A 17,541-nucleotide genomic window follows, 5' to 3' on the forward strand; every position below is an offset into this window, starting at 1 on the left:
CAACTTCAGCGATGGATCGGTGGCCTTCCCAACTATATCAAGGTGTATTTGTCGATTCCAATCTGCGAAGTTTGAGTAAATAATATTTTGTTCATCAATTAATGGAACAAAAAGATTTTCCAAGGTGGTTAAAGGTGAGTGATATTCCCTTTCAGCTAAAACAAGGATGAGTTTATCTGAAAAAGGAAAGGCTATTTCTATTCCTGGAGAACCGTATCCATTTGTTCCGAAAAAAGGATCATGCTTATGTGCATGCTTAACAACTGGATTATCGGATGTGTAAAAAGGTATATTAGTTTGATTAACACCAATAAACCAAATATGGGTTGATAGAATTTCTGCTAATCTAAAAGGAAAGTCACCAATTAATAAGTGAACATGCTCCAGCGAATCAAATTAATACTGGGGTTCAGCGGTAATACTACCTATTTTATAGTCTTCTTCATATGATGATGCAAAGATATCCACCATGGCTTGCGTCATAGATTTCTTTGAATCAAAATGAGATTCACGAAATTCTTTTGATCTAACAATCTGGAACGCCAACATTAAAGACAATTGAATACAATCTTCTTGTGATAATGCTCTTGAATATAACGGAGACGGCATCATAATATAGCTAACTCGTATTTTATCCAGCAATTTTTTGAAGTTATTCTCGATATTCTCAGCAAAGAATTTTTCCATACTTTGCTCTCCTAATTCTGCTAACTCCGTAATTGATGTTAAGTTACCTTCTCGAATTATTTTCTGTACTTTTTCTCTATCTTCTGATGACAGTACATTGTAGATTTCCTCAAACGGAATATCATAAAAGTACCTCTCTGATGCAACATTATTAATATTAGACAGAAAGAATCTATTCGTCTGTTTGTCATATACCCAAATTTGATCCTTCTTATTTGCAAAATACTTTAAATACGAACGAGGAACATAGTGTTGATTTTTTACTTTGACCACAAGGAGCCCCTCCTATTTGAATGAATGTTTTCTCAATTCTACCATATTACCTATTTTGAATAACTTTTCAAAGCCGATAACGGTCCCTTGTTGAAACTTTATGTAAATAATCTACGTTTAATAAAAAGGGATGTAACTAGAGTGCATTAACAACATTTAGGGATGTTTTTTTACATAATCTCAAAACCTATGATTCTGGAACACATATATTACAAATTAATTTACGTGTTTTAAGGAAGGATTGGTTATATTTCCAAAAATTATATTTTTTCACCCATAGTAAATAGGTTGTAATCTTATAAACAGCTACCTCTGTCTATCAATCATTATTGCTGATTATTCTTTTGGTATAATTTCAAATCAGAAATCAAAATGTAATAATTAATCATAAGAGGAAGAAAAGACCTGATTTAGTTGATGAAAGAACAATATTTTACTGATTAGCGGGGAGAATCTTATGGCGACAAGTCAAGCAAAACCATATCGTATAGCTGCTGATAATATACCTTTTGAACATGAACAAAAGGAAAATATATTTAACACTTTCTTTCAGTTTCTGACTATTACAAAAAACACCCTAATCCTGGAGCATGCCATCTAGTCTCCAGCATTTTTCATGTCTTGCTAACACTGAACAAAAAATTAAAAATGAACTATGTATAGGAGAAGTAAAGAACGGATTTCAATATTTCGACCATTCATGGATAGAGATTGATGGTAAGGTTTTCGATATTGCCATTCAACTGACATTAGATGAATCCCAGAATGCTCCAGTCTATGCAGGATATGATTTGCTAACCGAAGTAAAGCCTGAAAGGATTTACGGATCCCAATCACGTACAGGCTTTGATAAAGATGCAAAACAACTTTTGAAAACTCCTTTTGTAAAATACATGGATGCGTATCCACATTTTAGAGAAGGGGCATGGAAGATTGTTAAAGTTGTTGGTAAAGAGCTCCGAATAAAATTGGATATTGTTGAACTTCGACAGAGATACACAAATACAGAACGCACTTTAAAATCAAAACCATCTTAAATGTGGGGTTTCACTCTTTAAGAAAAGAAAGTCTGCCCAACGAAGTCTTTATCTTTTAGAAGAATAAATTTATTTTATAACTTCTAAAGCTACATAATTTCATATACTTAACTCAAAAATGCTGTTTATAGCAGTATGTTTTATGATTTAAAAGGCCAAAATATACAAATAGTGCATAAACCTGCATATTTTTAGGCTCATTAATTACTTCTTATTTTGTTAAAGCACCTTAGTTGAAAAACTCGGAAGAATTGTTTAATTAAATGGATTTTCTCCTATGAATAAAGAAACTAAAATTATATAATAGGGGATAATTGGGGTGTCACTAAAAAAATGGGGTAAATTCTCATTTTACATACAGACCTCTCTATGATATTAGCCATATAATCTTATAAAAAAGGAGAATTACAGATGCCTAATTTTACTTCCGTTGAAACAGGTCACTTAAAATCTAAAATCGTTCGTTTTGTTGTGGATATCAATGGTACGGAAGCCTTACATGTGTATGAAGTACAATTTGCCGTTTACCCTGGCTCTAATAATGAAATAATCTATTCTGGGGGATATAGACGAATTAACGTTGCTGAACAAGGTGTAATTGAACTATACCCACTTAAAGCAAAGAATGATGAAGATGCATTAACAGAAGTAACTGAAAATATCAAGAAAAACCATAGTTATCGTTACGAGTAAACTAAAGAGAGATCTACTGGATCTCTCTTTTTGCCCAAATCTTCTCAGCTATTCTACCCAGTTAGTTGGGAAAGGTCGTAATTACTTTGAGTTATGAAACTGTTTTGCAAAAAACAAATGAGTTCATAACATTAGGAATATACATTTTCCCCTTTAAATTCCGCTCTTTCATCATAGTTATTGCTTGAAGTAAACCATCAGTAATTTTTACACCAGCCATCCTATTACATAAAAATTCAGCTGGAAAATAATTAATGAACTCATCTTCATTACTAAATGTTTTGTTAGTTTCATAGGCATAAATTCTAGTAGTATCAAGAGCACGAAAACTATCAATTGAAAGTATCGAGGAATCAACGTTACCCATTGGAAACAGAAGCCGATCAAAAGGTTTGCTATTCGACCAATGTTGTCTAACACGTCTTTTAATATTATTCGTGGTACCAATATACAATTGTGAATATTCATCGATCACTATAATGTAATATCCAGATTTTCCATCATATAAGTTTAGATCATACACCTCTATGAATTGTTTATTCCGTTTAAGAAATCCTTCTATTTCTTCACAAAATTCATCATGATTTAACAAAGAGAAATATTTCATGTTTAAGTCGTAATTTTCCAAAGCCTCCTCTAGCTGATTTTTACACCATTCATCTGTGTAAATTTTACCTTCTTCATCAGCATAAATATCCCTATCAAAACGAACTAATGAATTTTTGTTACTAACAATTGCATATTTTTCTCGTGTTAACTTCAATCCACGTTTTCCTTCAAGTACCTTTAGTCCAAAATGATATGGCATAAAAATCCTCCTTCTGTTGATGGTACCTTCAAAATCTCCTAATAAATTGATTCATTTGCTCTTAACATAATTGTACCGAAGACATCAGCAGCTTTCTATTGCTGAGTAAATAATCTCTGAAAATAACTCTCAGTTATGTAGAGAGATAGAGTTTCGTTCAAACATAAGAATGCGGGTTCAGGTAGTTATATATTCAAATAAGAAAATGAAAACTCTACACATAACTTTTTAAGGCACTTTTCGAAAAATTTTAAGTCCGGTTCTGTTCCCCATTATACGAACTCAATTTCTTTTTTTAGAAAACTTAAAGGGATAAGAAAGTCGCTCCTTCCTTATCCTAAATTTCGTTTAATTCTCTTTTTGATCACTTAAATTTTTCAGTATTCTCAAAATCCTCCGTCTAATGGATGCACAGTGTTCTTCTATCTCTGCAAAAATCTCATTCGATATTATTTCTTTGCTAAGGGATGTTTGCAGCTTGCTCTCAAGACTACTTAATGCTTCCAAAGCATTATTGAAAAACTTAAATTTCCTTGCCATATATAGTTGGTTTGATTCAGACAAATTGGCCGCCACTGAACCTGCTATATTACGGAGTCCAAATACAAGATCTTTTTCCTTCCAAAATTCTCTTCGTTTTGTCATCTCATATATTCTTTCAACAAGCAATAGAGAATCTTTATATACTCCAAAATTACTCAGATCTGGAGTGTAGGGACTCGGAAGATCTAACCCTTTTCCTTCGTTCTTACTTATGTTGGCTAATGTTTTCGTCAAGATGCCCGTCACGTATAATGACAATTTATTCAGCTCTTCAAATTTTTCATGAGAGATATATCTCTGCCCCAAAGATATATCCAACCATGTTGATACTTCCTTGCAAGACCCAATTGCGATACTGTACTGATTGAATTTTTCTCTAATGAAATTCTGCTCCCCAATAACAATACTCTTCTTTATAGACTCAGCACTTCTCGTCAACTGATCAACTAGATGGTCCTTTTCGTAGGAAGGGTAATGTTTGCAGATTTCATATACCTTTTCTTCTAGCTCTTTCGCTTTTTTATATCCATGAAACTGTTTAACGTCTTTGATTTCTAAAAGTGGTTCTTTTGTCCTCACTTTTATCTCCTCCTGTCTGGATAATGCGTTTTGGGAAATATGATTTGAATTAAATTGAAGTTAGCATTTTGAAGTTTTTTTGATTGAGATGGTTTTAGATAGAAGTAGTCTTCGAGGTTATCATAAACTTGATTAGCCCTATAGTCGTTTAAATACTTTTCGATTCCAGCCTCTTCAATCGAGGAAATATCGCCCATATCTTTCAGAACCCATATCAATCCTTTTTCTGCGAGGTTTTCTAAATACATTCCTACATCTGGAAGACTATAAGAAACACGTTCCCTCTCTTTGCGATACGATTCCTGAATTTGTTCAACTATTTTATTCAATTTGATCATCTCCAATTTTTTAATGATAGAAAAAATATGTTGAAAAATGAAAAGAAGAGGTGGATTGCTTACGGAGTAAAATCCCTAAATACAAAGGGATTACCTATATCACAACCTTCGCACCAAAATGCAACAAGTAAAGAGGTTGGGAGTAGATATTCAACCAAACCCTTTCTTAGTGGAATTAAATGGGGATGAATATTTACTTGGAGAAATGGTTAGTGAAGACTATGTGGATTACTCCTTAAACAAAGCCTCCCTGATCCATCGGATCTCCATATACACCGCCATTGCTCAACTTCTCCAAAAGGCAAACGCCCCTACAAATGTAGACATCCGCTTAGCTGTCAATGTTCCAATCAACACTTACAAAGATTCTGTTCAAAAAGAGAAGTTTACGCAAATGGTGGAAAATCAAAAACGTACCATCCATTTTATGGTCAACGGAAAAGCATATTCAATTGATTTAACCGATGTCACAATAGCTTTTGAGGGAATGGGAGAAATTTATGCCAAGCCAGACAGGTACAAAGATAAAAATACAATCATAGTTGATTTAGGTGGGTTAAATACGACGTTTTGTACGTTCAAAGGAATACACCCCTTAGTCAATACCATGATTGTATCGGATTTAGGCATCAATATTCTTAAAGGAAAAATCGGGAAAATCATCAACGAACATTATGGGCTTTCTGTTTCATCCGATGATCTGGAGCAGGTTTTACGAAGTGGTTATTTTGCAAGTAAAGGAGAAGCTTACGAAGACAGCAAAGTGTTTATCGAGGAAATCAAGTTTGAACATCTTCAGCAAATTGTTCGGTTTGCGAAGAGTCGGGGGTATACCTTCAACATGAGCGACATCCACTTTATCAATAAAACACAGTTCATTCTCCTTTTATAACTAGCTTTGACACTTATGTCACAGTTCTTATAACTCTCTCTAATTATAGAGATAGAGACTAAAAATCAGAGTAATAATTAGGAGGCAAATAAAATGGTACAAACAGCAACAAAATTAAAAGTAGCTATTTATGTAAGGAAATCTAGAGAGGAAGAAGGAGGTGCAGAGGAAACCCTCCATAACCAAAGGGAAACTTTGATTAGAATTGCTGAGCAAAAATGTTACAGCTATGACCTATTTCAAGAGGTAGAGTCCTCAATAAAAGAAAATAGACCTGAGTACCTTAAATTAAAAAATGAGGTTATGCAAGGTAAGTATGACAGAATATTAGTTACCCATGTTGACAGATTAGCTAGAGATGTAGGACAACTTGATGAGTTGGGCAAACTCTGTATAATCCATGATGTTGTAATTGAGACTCCTGACAATATCACTGACTTTACTGATGAAAATCAAGAACTACGTTTGGCTTCACCTCAGTATTATCAGCTTATGAATACAAAAGAATTAGGCACAGATTAAATAAAGGTAAATATGATGCTGTTGCACTTAATAATAGATGGATAGGCTCAATAGCTCCAATAGGATATACATGGGATAAAAATACAAAGCAATTACTTGTGAATCCTGAGGAAAAAAAAATAGTGAGAAAAATGGTTGAATTAGCTTTATTTGGTTACTCCTCAAGACAAATAGCTGACAAAGTTAATGAGTTAGGCTATAGGTCTAGAAAAGGTATTCCTTTTAAGACAGACAGAGTTTTAGGCATTTTGCACAACAGGGTTTATCTAGGAGAATCAAAGTATAACTCTAAGAGGATGAAAAAAGTAGCAATTGCAAAAGATACTCATGAGGCAATAATGACTGAGGAGGAATTTAATCAAATACAGGCTCTTTTTAAATCTAGAAGGTCAAAAGAAAATCTACAGTCCTTAGGAATTAAATCTCCTGTCAATAAGCTATTAGTATGTGGAGTTTGTGGAAAGGGTATGACAATACAGCTTAACAATAAGGTTAGAAAGACAGGAAGAAATTACTCCTTCTATCAGATTAGACCTTGTAGACATCAGATTGACCTAGAGACTCAATGCCATAATGGAGGATTAGCTATCTACAAAGTAGAAAATGCAGTCCTTGAGGCTTTAAAACTGTACAAGCTGGAATTAGAGCAATCCTTAGTAAGTTTATTAAATATGGATACTTCAGACATTGAAATTAACATTAAATCTAATTTAGATAGTCTTGAGGCTGACTTAGCAAAGCAAGAGAGAAAAGCAAAAAGGCTGTTAGACCTGTATTTAGATGAGGAAATAGACAAAGACTCTTATCAGCAAAAGAAACAGGCTTTAGAAGATATAATCTCAGCTCTTAAAAATGAAATTAACCTTCTTGGCAATAAATTACAAAGCCTAGATGCCTCTGCTCAAGCAGACAAAGTAACAGGTATAATTGAGATGCTTAATAATTTTGAGGAGATGGAGTTAGAAGAGCCAAAATGCTACATTAAAACTGATTGTCTCAGGAATTGTATTTACTAAAACTACTGATACAAACAATGAGCCTGTAATTGATATTAAATGGAGAGAGCTGTAAAGCCCTCTCTTTTTTATTCCTTTTTAATGAAAAGTTTTTCTGCTTGTTCATTATACTCCTTTTTCATATCAGCTAAATCAGATAGGTATCCTTCTGGAAATTTATATAAATAAAATCCTGTTAAATGATGACCAGGAAGTTCAATAAATTTTTTTTGCATGTAAGCAAGTATAAATCCATAGATACTTGTATCCTTATCTATTTTTTCACTTGGCTTTTTAAATACTCCATCATCATAGTCAGCATATAAACTTCCATTTTTATATTCATTTAAAAATAAGACCATTGATTGTCTAGTTTTATACTCCTTTAAATTAGCCTCAACATCTTTTGATTCATTAAAAAAGTTCAATGGATTAATTTTTATTTCATTGTCTATATATTCTTTAAAGACTTTTATAAAATGAAAATCTTGCTCATTTTTACCTTTTTCTTCTGAAAGGTGACTCCCTTTCTGGTTAGAATTATATAAGTCCATAGCTTTACTAATTTGCATTGCTGTAGAATAGCTCATAGAAATTTTTCTTTTATGGTCTCTTATCCTACTATTAAGATACTTCCAATCAACTTTTATTCCATTATAAACATTGAGAGCAGCTGAATAGAGCATAGGTAATTTTCCAAACTCTTCAAAGGCAATATGAGAACATAAGTAAGCTCTTGCATACCTATCATGGTTAAATAGCAACTCAGCCTCTTCTAGTAGTTCACAAGCATTTTCATATATTGTTAAAAAGAGCTTTTCTAATTCATCTACCTTTAACTGATTAATTTTCATCCCTATTCTCTCCCTATAAATAATTATTTATATTTATTGTATCTTTACATGCACAAATAAAAAAGGAAAAGCCTTAGTAGCTCTTCCTTTTAACTTGCAGACTTATTTTGTTTTATATTGTAAAGGTCAATTAATTTCTTTGCCAAAATATCAAGGTTAGGCTTACCATGAATATTTACTGTTACTTTATCCTTTGTTATGAAGGTATTAACCTCTTTAATATTACTCTGTTCTATATTTTCCATGCTGTACCCTCTCTCAGTAAATTATTATTTCCTCATTACTATAATTAGAGAGAAGGTTTCCTACTGTGACAGGCTGATTATCCTTTGGACAGATAAACAATAAAAGAGAGACTGCTTATACAGACTCTCTGTAGGTATCTGTATTCACTTCTACAAGGATTAGACTTGCACCATCAGGCACTTTAATAGCCTCAGGCTTGCTAGGAGTAGGTATCTGCTCATTATCCTCCTCAGAGATGGACAGAAAGCCTCCAAGTACATCCTCAGCCATTCTAAGAGCCTCCTGCATATCATCTCCACAAGTGAGATAGCCTTTTAAATCAGGAAAGCTGACAGCTACTCCATCATCATCCTTTTCAAATAGTCCATAAAATTTATACATAGGCATATTATTATACAGCCTCTCTATACTCATCTGTATCTACTTCTATGTACACTAGACTGGCTCCATCAGGTAAAGATGCTTTCAGCTTATCTACAGGGCTAGGAGATAATAGCTTTCCCTCTACCTCCATATCTACTAACATCATGCCTAGAGCATCCTCAGCCATTACAATAGCCTCCTGTAAGGTCTCTCCCTGTGTAATGCATCCATCAACATCAGGAAAAGTTACAATGTAGTTCCCCTCATCTGTAGGCTGTATTACTGCATAGTATCTATGTACTGACATTCCATTACCTCCTTATTTTCTCTTATTCAACTTACAATTTATTTTTTTGCATATCAATAATGTTTTTATTTGCCTCAATTCTTTGCCTCTTGCCTTACCTCCATCCTATTAATCGCTTTTCTATTTCCTTAAAGCCCTGAACTATTGTTTTATAGAGTTTATTCAATCCCTGACTCATTTTGTTTAACTTCTAATTGATTTTTCTTTTTCATATCCTCAATCAATTTTATGTCCTCGCTATCTATTACTTCTAATAATTTTTTTACTAATAAATCAACATTCAATTCACCAATAAATGTTACTTTCAAAATGATTTCCTCCTATTAAAAGAATAATATAAATATATAACTATTTTCATCTATTTGTAGATATATTCCAGTATACTGTAATTTTAACAAAAAACTTTCATGAGCTTTCGCTCCTAACCCATGAATGAAAATAAATTCCTCCTGTCCATAATGATAGTGACACAAACAGTTTGTAAAACGTGGTCTTTTTTGGTGGCTCGACCCTGTACAAAAAACTGTTTGAGTGAATTTGGTGTTCAACCCTTTGTTAGCTCTTTTCTATTGGAAAGATGACTACGTACAGAAAAATGCTTATGTTCAAATTCACTTGCTGTTTGTGATCTTAATTATTAAGGAGAGCTTTAATGGAGGTATTTATTGAAAGATGTGCTGGTTTGGATGTTCATTCAGAAACAATTGTTGCTTGTATCATAACGGGGAACAAAGAGGAACAAATGTTTAAGGAAACAGTAACTTTCCCTACTCTCACCAAAGATTTGTTTCGACTATTGAAATGGCTTGAAGAACATGATGTGACCCATATTGCGATGGAAAGTACGGGTGTATATTGGAAACCTGTCTTTAACATTTTAGAGGATTTTTTCGATATTACCCTCGCAAACGCCCAAAGAATCAAGAATGTTCCAGGGAGAAAAACAGATGTATCAGATGCAGAATGGATCGCTAAGCTTCTACGTCATGGATTGATAGAAAAGAGTTTTGTTCCACCTATTGATATTCGTGAACTACGAGATTTAACTCGGCTTAGGAAAAAATGGATTGGTCACATTACATCTGAAAAGAATCGTATTCAAAAGGTATTAGAGTGTTCGAATGTAAAACTAGGGAATGTAAAACTAGGCACAGTTATTTCTGATGTTTTTGGAGTTTCAGGAAGAAAGCTCCTAAAACAACTAATCGATCAAGGTTATGTAGATGAATCTGATGTTGAAACGAACATCCACGGAAGAATGTCTGGGAAAAAGCAGATGATTACCGATTCTCTTTTCGGTACACTAAACGACCATCAAAGATTTCTTATACGCCAATCTTGGCAGCACCTTGAATACTTAGAATCACTCATTTCAGATGTAGAAGAAAGAATTGATACCTTGTTAAAAAACTACCAAGTAGAACTCCAATTGCTTTTAACGATTCCAGGAATAAAAAAAGATACAGCAGCTATCATTATTGCAGAAATTGGTGTTAACATGGGTCAATTTCCAACCTCTCAACACTTAGCCTCATGGGCTGGAGTATCACCGGGAAACAAAGAAAGTGCTGGGAAAAGATACAGCACCAAAACAGTTAAAGGTAATCCGCACATAAAATCAGCGTTGTGCGAAGCAGCTTGGGCTGTTTCACGGTGTCGCAATCGATGATTGGCAACAAAATATTGGTCATTAGCTGCACGAAGGGGAAAGAAAAAAGCACTCATAGCGATATCGCATCGAATGCTTCGAATCATTTTACTCCATGCTTATTAATAAGGAGCAATTTAAAGAAATACAAACTAGTTAGTATAACCAAAACCTAAGAAATATATACAAAGTTACCCTCCCACAGGTAGCTCTGCTTTCTAATTGACTTTTTTAGGTTATTTCTAGGATTTCCCTTCCCTATCAAGTGTATACGGGGGAGCAAAGAATTTTTATTTTCACAGAAAAAGAACCCTTGATAAATCAAGGATTCTTCACAGAATTAGATACCGGTGGTCAGGGTTGAACCGACACTCCAGAAGGAACACGATTTTGAGTCGTACGCGTCTGCCAATTCCGCCACACCGTGTCATTACTGACTTTATTCCCTACTTTGTTAATGCTTACTGTATAATTTTCCATACGATTATTAAATACCTTAAATAAATTGTAACACTTAAAAATACTTTTACAATATATTAATTTCTGACTAAGTTTCAATTAATATAATTTATAAACTATTTACGGTGCAATATTTTTTATTGTAAATCTCCAAATAATGTTTTAGATAAAAATGACAATTTCAATTTCGCCTCTTCAATTTCTTTATCTGATAATTCATTTAATACAACATAAACATCTATACCATCAAAAAAATTTAATGCAAGAGTTTGAGTTTTAAAACCATCAATTGGACTAAATTGGTAAGAGAAAACTTCTTTATTCTCCCCTTTTACCTCAGTATTCCAATGCTTTCTTTCATTTTCTAACAATTCACATGATCTAATATTAAATTCTGTACCTTCTGGATCTTCCGGATGATTAAATATTTTCGAAACAGTTGTTACCTCTCCTTTAAGTGTTTTACCATTCTCATGAAAATACAGCCCTCGTGCTATTGATTCAAATGAGTGTCTTAATTTGTGAGTATCTACATTAACCCATGGTACAGGTAATTCTTTATCCTTGATTTTAATAATTTCGCTTTTTTCAACGTCCAATAATTTGCTGTTTCGCTTTCTACTTCGTTCAATTTTAGTAAGTGTTTGTACATAATCTAAACCATTATTTCCTACTTTCCCTGATAATGTTACCATTAAATATTCATCTAAATTTGATTTTTGCAAATTATGTTCATCACATGACGGAACAGTAATTAATCTTTCTCTAAAGGATTTATCAAACATAGATTTTACATCTTTATCCTCTGTAAACAAACAATTTGGTGGAACATTCTCCATAGAAGTTGCTTTTTTTTCACACCAATAACAAGTTTTTTTTAGCATAAACTCACCTTCTAATTTCTTATTATGATTATTTGCCTTTTTATCTCTCATAATCAAAAGTCATTTCTAATGAAAACTATCCTTTTAGTGCATAAATTAACCTTACAATATTTCACATAAAAAACCACTCCAAATTCAAATACCATTAATTATTTTTTTAAAACAGTTGTTTTCCCAATTCCATATTCTCTTGCAGTATTTTTTGCGCTCTCACCTGTTTAATATAAAGCTAGTACTCTTTTCTTTCTCTTTTCTTCAATAGCAAATCTCTCCCGTATACGACCACTTTATCTCTCATTTTTAACCCTGCTTCAGTTTTTTGATTTGAGACTTTGATATCTCAATCGAGTAGAGGGAAAATAAATTAATATATTTTCGCCCCTCTCACAACACCGTACGTACGGGTCTCGTATACGGCGGTTCAATTTATATTACAGTGTGTACTTTTAAATAACGTTCTAAGGCAGAGGGTACTCCCCTCTGCTTTAGTCTTTTGTTTGAGATTGCTCTTTGGACGACTTTTGATAATCCAATATATCGGTAACCTTTTCGACAGAAAGTTAATCCTTTTGCTTCTTCCTTCGGAATCCCTAGTTGAATTAGCGATCTGATTTGTTTCTTCGGTACCTTCCATTGCTTCCAGATGATTACTCTGATTCTGGAGCGCAGCTTCATATCTGTTCGTTCCATGGCTTTTTTCATATTTGCGATTCTAAAGTAATTTACCCATCCGAATATGACTTGTTTTAGTTTTAAAATTCTGAAGTCTAGTGGTACACTCCAATTTCGCTTTGTTAATTTTCGAAGTTTCCTTTGAAATTTTTGTATTGATATGGCATGAGGTTTTACTTGATATTTCCCATTTTTAGAATCATAATAGTACCCATATCCCAAGAATTTTAACTCTTTTGGGCGAGAGATTTTACTCTTCACGGCATTTACTATCAATCCTAATTTTTCTTCTATAAATCTCACGATTGTTTTCATCACTCTGTTCGCTGATTTTTCGCTTTTCACAAAGATTAGGGCGTCATCAGCGTATCTCACGAATCGCAATCCTCTACTTTCTAGTTCCTTATCAAGTTCATTCAACATAATATTACTCAGTAGAGGACTGAGGTTGCCTCCTTGCGGAGTCCCGACTGGTGTTTCTTCATATTTCCCATTCACCATAACCCCACTAACGAGATATTTTCTTATTAGAGAGATAACGTCTCCATCGTCTATTGTATTGGCTATAATTCGCATGAGTTTATCGTGGTGGACCGTATCGAAGAATCTTTTCAAGGTCAATGTCCACTACCCAATCGTGTCCGTCATTCAGAAATTCCAAGCTTTTTATTATTGCCATCTCACAACTTCTTTTTGGTCTAAAGCCGTAACTGAATTCACTAAATTGCTTTTCAAATATCGGACTAAGTATTTGATGAATGGCTTGTTGAACTACTCTATCCACTACTGTTGGTATTCCCAATTTGCGCATCTTTCCATTTTCTTTTGGGATCTCCACTCTTAAGGCAGCTTGTGGTTGGTATTTTCTTGTTCTGATGCGCTGGCGCAGCTCATCCTTGTTCTCTTTCAGATATTGTTTTAGCTTATCGACTGTTACTCCATCGACCCCACTTGCGCCTTTATTTTTATAGACACGTAAGTAGGCTTCGTTCATATTTTGATTACATGGAATCTGTTCTAAAAGTTTCACACTCGTTTCTCCTTCCCTCTCACGTAGTAAGTGATATCCCCCTTTTTTTGATTATCCTTTGAGATACGCTCATACTTTCACCATTAACACATTCGGGGTTCGTCACTTACGCATTCGTGGTGTTGAAACACTATAAATTGTTTAGCCCTTCATGAGTTAACTCATTACTATGGCTTCTGCTGACTTCTTGCGGTTAACCTTTTCCGACTGTACCTGAGTACATCCGCAAGACCTCCCAGGGTAAGACAACTATCTTTCCTCTTTTACTCGCCTGATCTACTTTATAAAGTTACGCACATCTTTTGGACTTTGACTTGTTATGGAGTCTCATCCCTTTATCAAGCCTTAGTATCAGATTTCTGTTCGTCGAGCCAAGATTTTATTCCACACTTCCTCCAGCCCTTACCTCACGATAAGTACCTTGCGCTTCCTTAGTGGTTGGTCGATGTGTACCCCCACAGTGGACTTTCACCACCAAGATAGTTGCCATGCCTGGCACACATAAAAAAGACCACTCGACTTAAATCGAGTGGGCAATTTTGGTGTCTGACTATATTATAATAGAAACAGCATTATTACTTACTTTTCTTGAAGAATAGATTTTAATAAATCCATTGCTGGTTCATCATTAGAATCATTTGTACCTAGTTCACCTTTAAAGGCTTTAGAAAGCATAGATTGTTTTAATATTTCAATATTTAATATGTCATCTACAATCTTTTCTGATTCTTTGTTTATTAATAAAATTTTCTCAATCTTTTCTACTAAAATTTGTTGTTCTTCAAGACTAATTAACGGAATTTTAATTGACTTTAATGGCGGAATATTAATATACGGTTGATCTGATCCGCCTAATCTAGACTGCACTTCTGTTAAAAATATTGAAGATGTCATATAATAATAAAGATATTTTTGATTAATTTCTACTTTCGGTCTAATACAACCAACACGCTGATACAGTATAATTGGTAAATCCTTTTCTTGTAACATTGTAACTTTTAATTTATTTTGCGTAATAGGTCTATTTAAGGCAATAACGATATCACCTTCATGCAAAATTAAATTTGGTTCTTTTTCAAGATATTCCATTGGCATATAAGTAATTTCTGTCCAATCAGTAGTCCGATAGCTTACATTTTGAATTTTTAACAGTTTAATACCACTATCAGCATACTCAGCTTTTTTAAATCCCTTTCCAGAAAATATCTCACAAATTTCTCCTAATGAAACCTCTTTCTTTTGTGGGTTTAACAAATATAGCTTACTTAATATCGCTGCCCGACGAAGTTCAAATGTCACTTTTGCTTCTTCAATTAATTGCTTAGCTTCATCAAATTTAGAAAATAGAATATTAATTTTATTAGCAATTTTTATTTGTTCTTTCATTGGAGGTAAAGGGACAAACTCATTTTTAACATTACTTAAATTTAATTCGATTTGATTTGTGCTTCCACTATATGAATTCTCTAATTTCCCTTGTACAAAAGGACCCGCTAACCAGTAATATAGATACATAGGATGTATTAAGCTCGGTATCGCTCTTACAACTGTAACATGAGAATCAGCAACAGTTTTATTTTCTAATTCTCTATCGATAATAGCGAGTCTCCCAATAGTACCTGTACCAGTAGAGTTCCATAAAATATCATGTTTTCTTAAAAAGCGTTCATCTGTATACTTGTCTAATGAGTTTTCATCAATATAGCGAGCAACGCTAATATCAAATCCACTCCACTGTACACATTTTTGTGAAACTACAATAGCATTTGAGAATTCAACATATCTTGGTGATTTACCACGTTGAATGTATTCTGTTACATCTTTTAATCGTAACCATACCCATTCATTCGGTAAATTAAAAAGCTGCCCTTCCTCTGGCACTATCAATTCTTCCAATAACTTATCCAACATCTTTTTCTTCTTACTCACGATCCTTCACCTCAATCGCTTTCAGTTCTTCTACCACTTCAACTAATAAATCCATTGCTTGTTTTAACTTATCAATTGCTATTTCTGCTGATTCAATTGGATCTGGTAAGTTGTCGTAAGCAGTTAATGATTTATCTGCAATCAAACCAATATCTAAACTATCCTCTTTTGATACGATTGCTTCACGTGTAAATCTATTCCATCTTTCATCTTGTACTTTCGTGCGATCTTCTACATGATACGCTTCGATAAATCCTTCAAAGTGCTTTTCTGTTAGTGGTGTACGTTTCCCAAACGATGGCATATTTGTACGTAGATCATATACCCATAATTCTTTTGTATTACCTTCATCTTTCGTTCCTCTCTCAAAGAATAACACGTTTGTTTTAACACCTTGTGCGTAGAAAATCCCTGTAGGTAAACGGAGAATAGTATGTAAATTACATTTCTCCATTAAGTCACGTCGAATTTGTGAACCAATCCCACCTTCAAACAGTACATTATCAGGTAATACAACTGCCGCGCGACCTGTTCCATCCGTAACAAGTGAATTATAAATTAACTGTAAGAAGTTTAGTTGTTTATTTGACGTTTCAAAAGTTAAGTCATCACGTGTAGCACGTTCACCGCCTTTTTTGGTCCCAAATGGTGGATTCGTTAGCACTACGTTAAAATTCTTCATCCACTTTCCATTTGAAGATAGTGTATCCCCTTGTTCTAGACGACCTTCCATGTCGTGTAGTAATGCATTCATTAGAGCGAGGCGGTGTGTATCTTTTACAAGCTCCATTCCTGTGAAGGCTTCTTTTTTTTGGAACTTTGCTTGCTCTGGTGATAAATCAAAGTAGTCATCTGTTTGCTCTTTTAGATAACGGTCTGCTGCAATCATGAAACCGAATGTCCCAGCAGCTGGGTCATTACAACGCTCTCCCACTTTTGGATCAATTAATTTCACCATTACATCAATGAGTACACGCGGTGTGAAGTACTGTCCTGCACCAGATTTTTTCTCACTCGCATTTTTTTCAAGTAAACCCTCGTATAAATTTCCTAGCCCTTCTTCTTTTGCATTGTACCAATCTAATGCATCAATAGATTTAATTAATTTTTCAAGGTTTTTCGGCTCATCAATACTTGTTGCCGCTCCACTATAAATTTGCTGTAAACGCTCGTTTTTTATTTCACTACTTCCAAGCTTTAATAATAGACCTTGATAAAATTCTTTTAATTCAATACCTTCTTTAGCTAGTAAATTATCCCATCGATAGCCTTCCGGAATTACTTCTTCCATTTCTTGCTCTTTCATCATTTTTAAAAATAAAATATATGTTAATTCAGTTACATACTGTTGATATGTAATCCCATCATCACGTAATACATTTGCCAAGCCCCATAACTTTGCTACGATTTCTGTGTTGTTCATTTTCTTCCTCCCGTACTTCCATTTAATCAATACTTATTATAACCGCTTTCGACCTTTGTTTCTATTAGAAAAGGAAGTTCTAGTAATAGAACTTCCTTTTCTTCATTCTATAATTCGCTTATCTGTTAAAATAGCAAACAAATAGGATGGTGCACGTAAATGTTGAAATGGTACAGTATTTTTCACCGGCAATAATTGATTCGCTTTCTCAAATACAGATTTACTAACAATCTGATTTGTTGTTGAGAGTTTTATACCATTTCCTACTAAATGATAAGTGAATTCTTTACCTTTTATTTGTTTGAAAGTTTGACCTTCATTTTCAATAATACGAGTCCAAATTTTCTCCAACATTTACT

Annotated in this window: 22 protein-coding genes, 1 tRNA gene and 1 pseudogene; 7 read left to right on the top strand and 17 right to left on the bottom strand. The window is 33.8% G+C overall.

Annotated elements, in window-relative coordinates:
- Window positions 1–387 (bottom strand): DUF4238 domain-containing protein (locus AC3WJF_RS17355; protein ID WP_492454521.1); only part of this gene is annotated, 387 nt, incomplete at its 3' end.
- Window positions 388–396: 9 nt separating this feature from the next.
- On the bottom strand, window positions 397–960 hold the full coding sequence (locus tag AC3WJF_RS17360) for a DUF4238 domain-containing protein (protein ID WP_492454444.1): 564 nt from the start codon (window positions 958–960) through the stop codon (window positions 397–399).
- A gap of 457 nt (window positions 961–1,417) precedes the next feature.
- On the opposite strand from AC3WJF_RS17360, the gene AC3WJF_RS17365 reads away from it, so the two are divergent.
- From AC3WJF_RS17365 to AC3WJF_RS17375, 3 genes are all read left to right on the top strand, one after another.
- Window positions 1,418–1,561 (top strand): hypothetical protein, encoded by a 144-nt coding sequence (locus AC3WJF_RS17365; protein WP_492454446.1) that lies wholly within the window; start codon window positions 1,418–1,420, stop codon window positions 1,559–1,561.
- Complete coding sequence (locus AC3WJF_RS17370; RefSeq protein WP_492454448.1) at window positions 1,551–1,997, top strand: hypothetical protein; 447 nt, start codon at window positions 1,551–1,553, stop codon at window positions 1,995–1,997. Before AC3WJF_RS17365 ends, AC3WJF_RS17370 begins: the two co-directional genes overlap by 11 nt.
- Window positions 1,998–2,408: 411 nt before the next feature.
- Window positions 2,409–2,690, top strand: a complete 282-nt coding sequence (locus tag AC3WJF_RS17375; RefSeq protein WP_492454450.1) for a hypothetical protein — start codon at window positions 2,409–2,411, stop codon at window positions 2,688–2,690.
- 91 nt (window positions 2,691–2,781) lie between these two features.
- On the opposite strand, the gene AC3WJF_RS17380 is transcribed toward AC3WJF_RS17375, so the two are convergent.
- The 3 genes from AC3WJF_RS17380 to AC3WJF_RS17390 form a co-directional block, all read right to left on the bottom strand.
- Window positions 2,782–3,498 carry a GIY-YIG nuclease family protein gene (locus AC3WJF_RS17380; protein WP_492454452.1) on the bottom strand — a complete coding sequence of 239 codons (717 nt, stop codon included), beginning with the start codon at window positions 3,496–3,498 and terminating at the stop codon, window positions 2,782–2,784.
- 348 nt (window positions 3,499–3,846) lie between these two features.
- A complete protein-coding gene (locus AC3WJF_RS17385) occupies window positions 3,847–4,620 on the bottom strand; it encodes a four helix bundle protein (RefSeq protein ID WP_492454454.1) in 774 nt (257 codons plus the stop codon).
- A 2-nt stretch (window positions 4,621–4,622) separates the two neighbouring features.
- A complete protein-coding gene (locus AC3WJF_RS17390) occupies window positions 4,623–4,949 on the bottom strand; it encodes a hypothetical protein (protein WP_492454456.1) in 327 nt (108 codons plus the stop codon).
- 127 nt (window positions 4,950–5,076) lie between these two features.
- On the opposite strand from AC3WJF_RS17390, the gene AC3WJF_RS17395 reads away from it, so the two are divergent.
- The 3 genes from AC3WJF_RS17395 to AC3WJF_RS17405 all read left to right on the top strand — a co-directional run bounded on the left by AC3WJF_RS17395 (window position 5,077) and on the right by AC3WJF_RS17405 (window position 7,388).
- Window positions 5,077–5,850: a ParM/StbA family protein gene (locus AC3WJF_RS17395; protein WP_492454458.1), complete on the top strand. Its 774-nt coding sequence runs from the start codon at window positions 5,077–5,079 to the stop codon at window positions 5,848–5,850.
- Between the two features lie 93 nt (window positions 5,851–5,943).
- Complete coding sequence (locus tag AC3WJF_RS17400; RefSeq protein ID WP_492454460.1) at window positions 5,944–6,372, top strand: recombinase family protein; 429 nt, start codon at window positions 5,944–5,946, stop codon at window positions 6,370–6,372.
- Between the two features lie 98 nt (window positions 6,373–6,470).
- Window positions 6,471–7,388 carry a recombinase family protein gene (locus tag AC3WJF_RS17405; protein WP_492454462.1) on the top strand — a complete coding sequence of 306 codons (918 nt, stop codon included), beginning with the start codon at window positions 6,471–6,473 and terminating at the stop codon, window positions 7,386–7,388.
- Window positions 7,389–7,456: 68 nt separating this feature from the next.
- Here the strand turns inward: AC3WJF_RS17405 and AC3WJF_RS17410 are convergent, their stop codons facing one another.
- The 5 genes from AC3WJF_RS17410 to AC3WJF_RS17430 all read right to left on the bottom strand — a co-directional run bounded on the left by AC3WJF_RS17410 (window position 7,457) and on the right by AC3WJF_RS17430 (window position 9,445).
- A complete protein-coding gene (locus AC3WJF_RS17410; protein WP_492454464.1) occupies window positions 7,457–8,221 on the bottom strand; it encodes an AbiV family abortive infection protein in 765 nt (254 codons plus the stop codon).
- A gap of 89 nt (window positions 8,222–8,310) precedes the next feature.
- A complete protein-coding gene (locus tag AC3WJF_RS17415) occupies window positions 8,311–8,466 on the bottom strand; it encodes a hypothetical protein (RefSeq protein ID WP_492454466.1) in 156 nt (51 codons plus the stop codon).
- Between the two features lie 115 nt (window positions 8,467–8,581).
- A complete protein-coding gene (locus AC3WJF_RS17420) occupies window positions 8,582–8,881 on the bottom strand; it encodes a type II toxin-antitoxin system HicB family antitoxin (RefSeq protein WP_492454468.1) in 300 nt (99 codons plus the stop codon).
- A complete protein-coding gene (locus tag AC3WJF_RS17425; RefSeq protein WP_492454470.1) occupies window positions 8,859–9,137 on the bottom strand; it encodes a type II toxin-antitoxin system HicB family antitoxin in 279 nt (92 codons plus the stop codon). Before AC3WJF_RS17425 ends, AC3WJF_RS17420 begins: the two co-directional genes overlap by 23 nt.
- Window positions 9,138–9,295: 158 nt before the next feature.
- Window positions 9,296–9,445, bottom strand: coding sequence for a hypothetical protein (locus tag AC3WJF_RS17430; protein WP_492454472.1), 150 nt, complete (start codon window positions 9,443–9,445; stop codon window positions 9,296–9,298).
- A gap of 344 nt (window positions 9,446–9,789) precedes the next feature.
- Between AC3WJF_RS17430 and AC3WJF_RS17435 the strand changes: the two are divergent.
- Window positions 9,790–10,945, top strand: a pseudogene (locus AC3WJF_RS17435) (IS110 family RNA-guided transposase).
- A 185-nt stretch (window positions 10,946–11,130) separates the two neighbouring features.
- Here AC3WJF_RS17435 and AC3WJF_RS17440 read toward each other — a convergent pair.
- From AC3WJF_RS17440 to AC3WJF_RS17470, 7 genes are all read right to left on the bottom strand, one after another.
- Window positions 11,131–11,213, bottom strand: a tRNA-Leu gene (locus AC3WJF_RS17440).
- A gap of 168 nt (window positions 11,214–11,381) precedes the next feature.
- Complete coding sequence (locus tag AC3WJF_RS17445) at window positions 11,382–12,128, bottom strand: hypothetical protein (RefSeq protein ID WP_492454474.1); 747 nt, start codon at window positions 12,126–12,128, stop codon at window positions 11,382–11,384.
- A 426-nt stretch (window positions 12,129–12,554) separates the two neighbouring features.
- On the bottom strand, window positions 12,555–13,421 hold the full coding sequence (locus AC3WJF_RS17450; RefSeq protein WP_492454476.1) for a reverse transcriptase domain-containing protein: 867 nt from the start codon (window positions 13,419–13,421) through the stop codon (window positions 12,555–12,557).
- Entirely contained in the window at window positions 13,381–13,830 is a 450-nt protein-coding gene (locus AC3WJF_RS17455) for a reverse transcriptase domain-containing protein (protein ID WP_492454478.1), read from the bottom strand. Before AC3WJF_RS17455 ends, AC3WJF_RS17450 begins: the two co-directional genes overlap by 41 nt.
- Before the next feature lie 579 nt (window positions 13,831–14,409).
- Window positions 14,410–15,759 (bottom strand): restriction endonuclease subunit S, encoded by a 1,350-nt coding sequence (locus tag AC3WJF_RS17460; RefSeq protein ID WP_492454480.1) that lies wholly within the window; start codon window positions 15,757–15,759, stop codon window positions 14,410–14,412.
- Window positions 15,752–17,182 (bottom strand): class I SAM-dependent DNA methyltransferase, encoded by a 1,431-nt coding sequence (locus AC3WJF_RS17465; protein WP_492454482.1) that lies wholly within the window; start codon window positions 17,180–17,182, stop codon window positions 15,752–15,754. The genes AC3WJF_RS17460 and AC3WJF_RS17465 overlap by 8 nt, the downstream gene beginning before the upstream one ends.
- 102 nt (window positions 17,183–17,284) lie before the next feature.
- Window positions 17,285–17,536, bottom strand: coding sequence for a hypothetical protein (locus AC3WJF_RS17470; protein WP_492454484.1), 252 nt, complete (start codon window positions 17,534–17,536; stop codon window positions 17,285–17,287).
- Window positions 17,537–17,541: the final 5 nt, after the last annotated feature.

It is taken from the genome of Heyndrickxia sp. FW510-T9 (genome assembly GCF_058781025.1).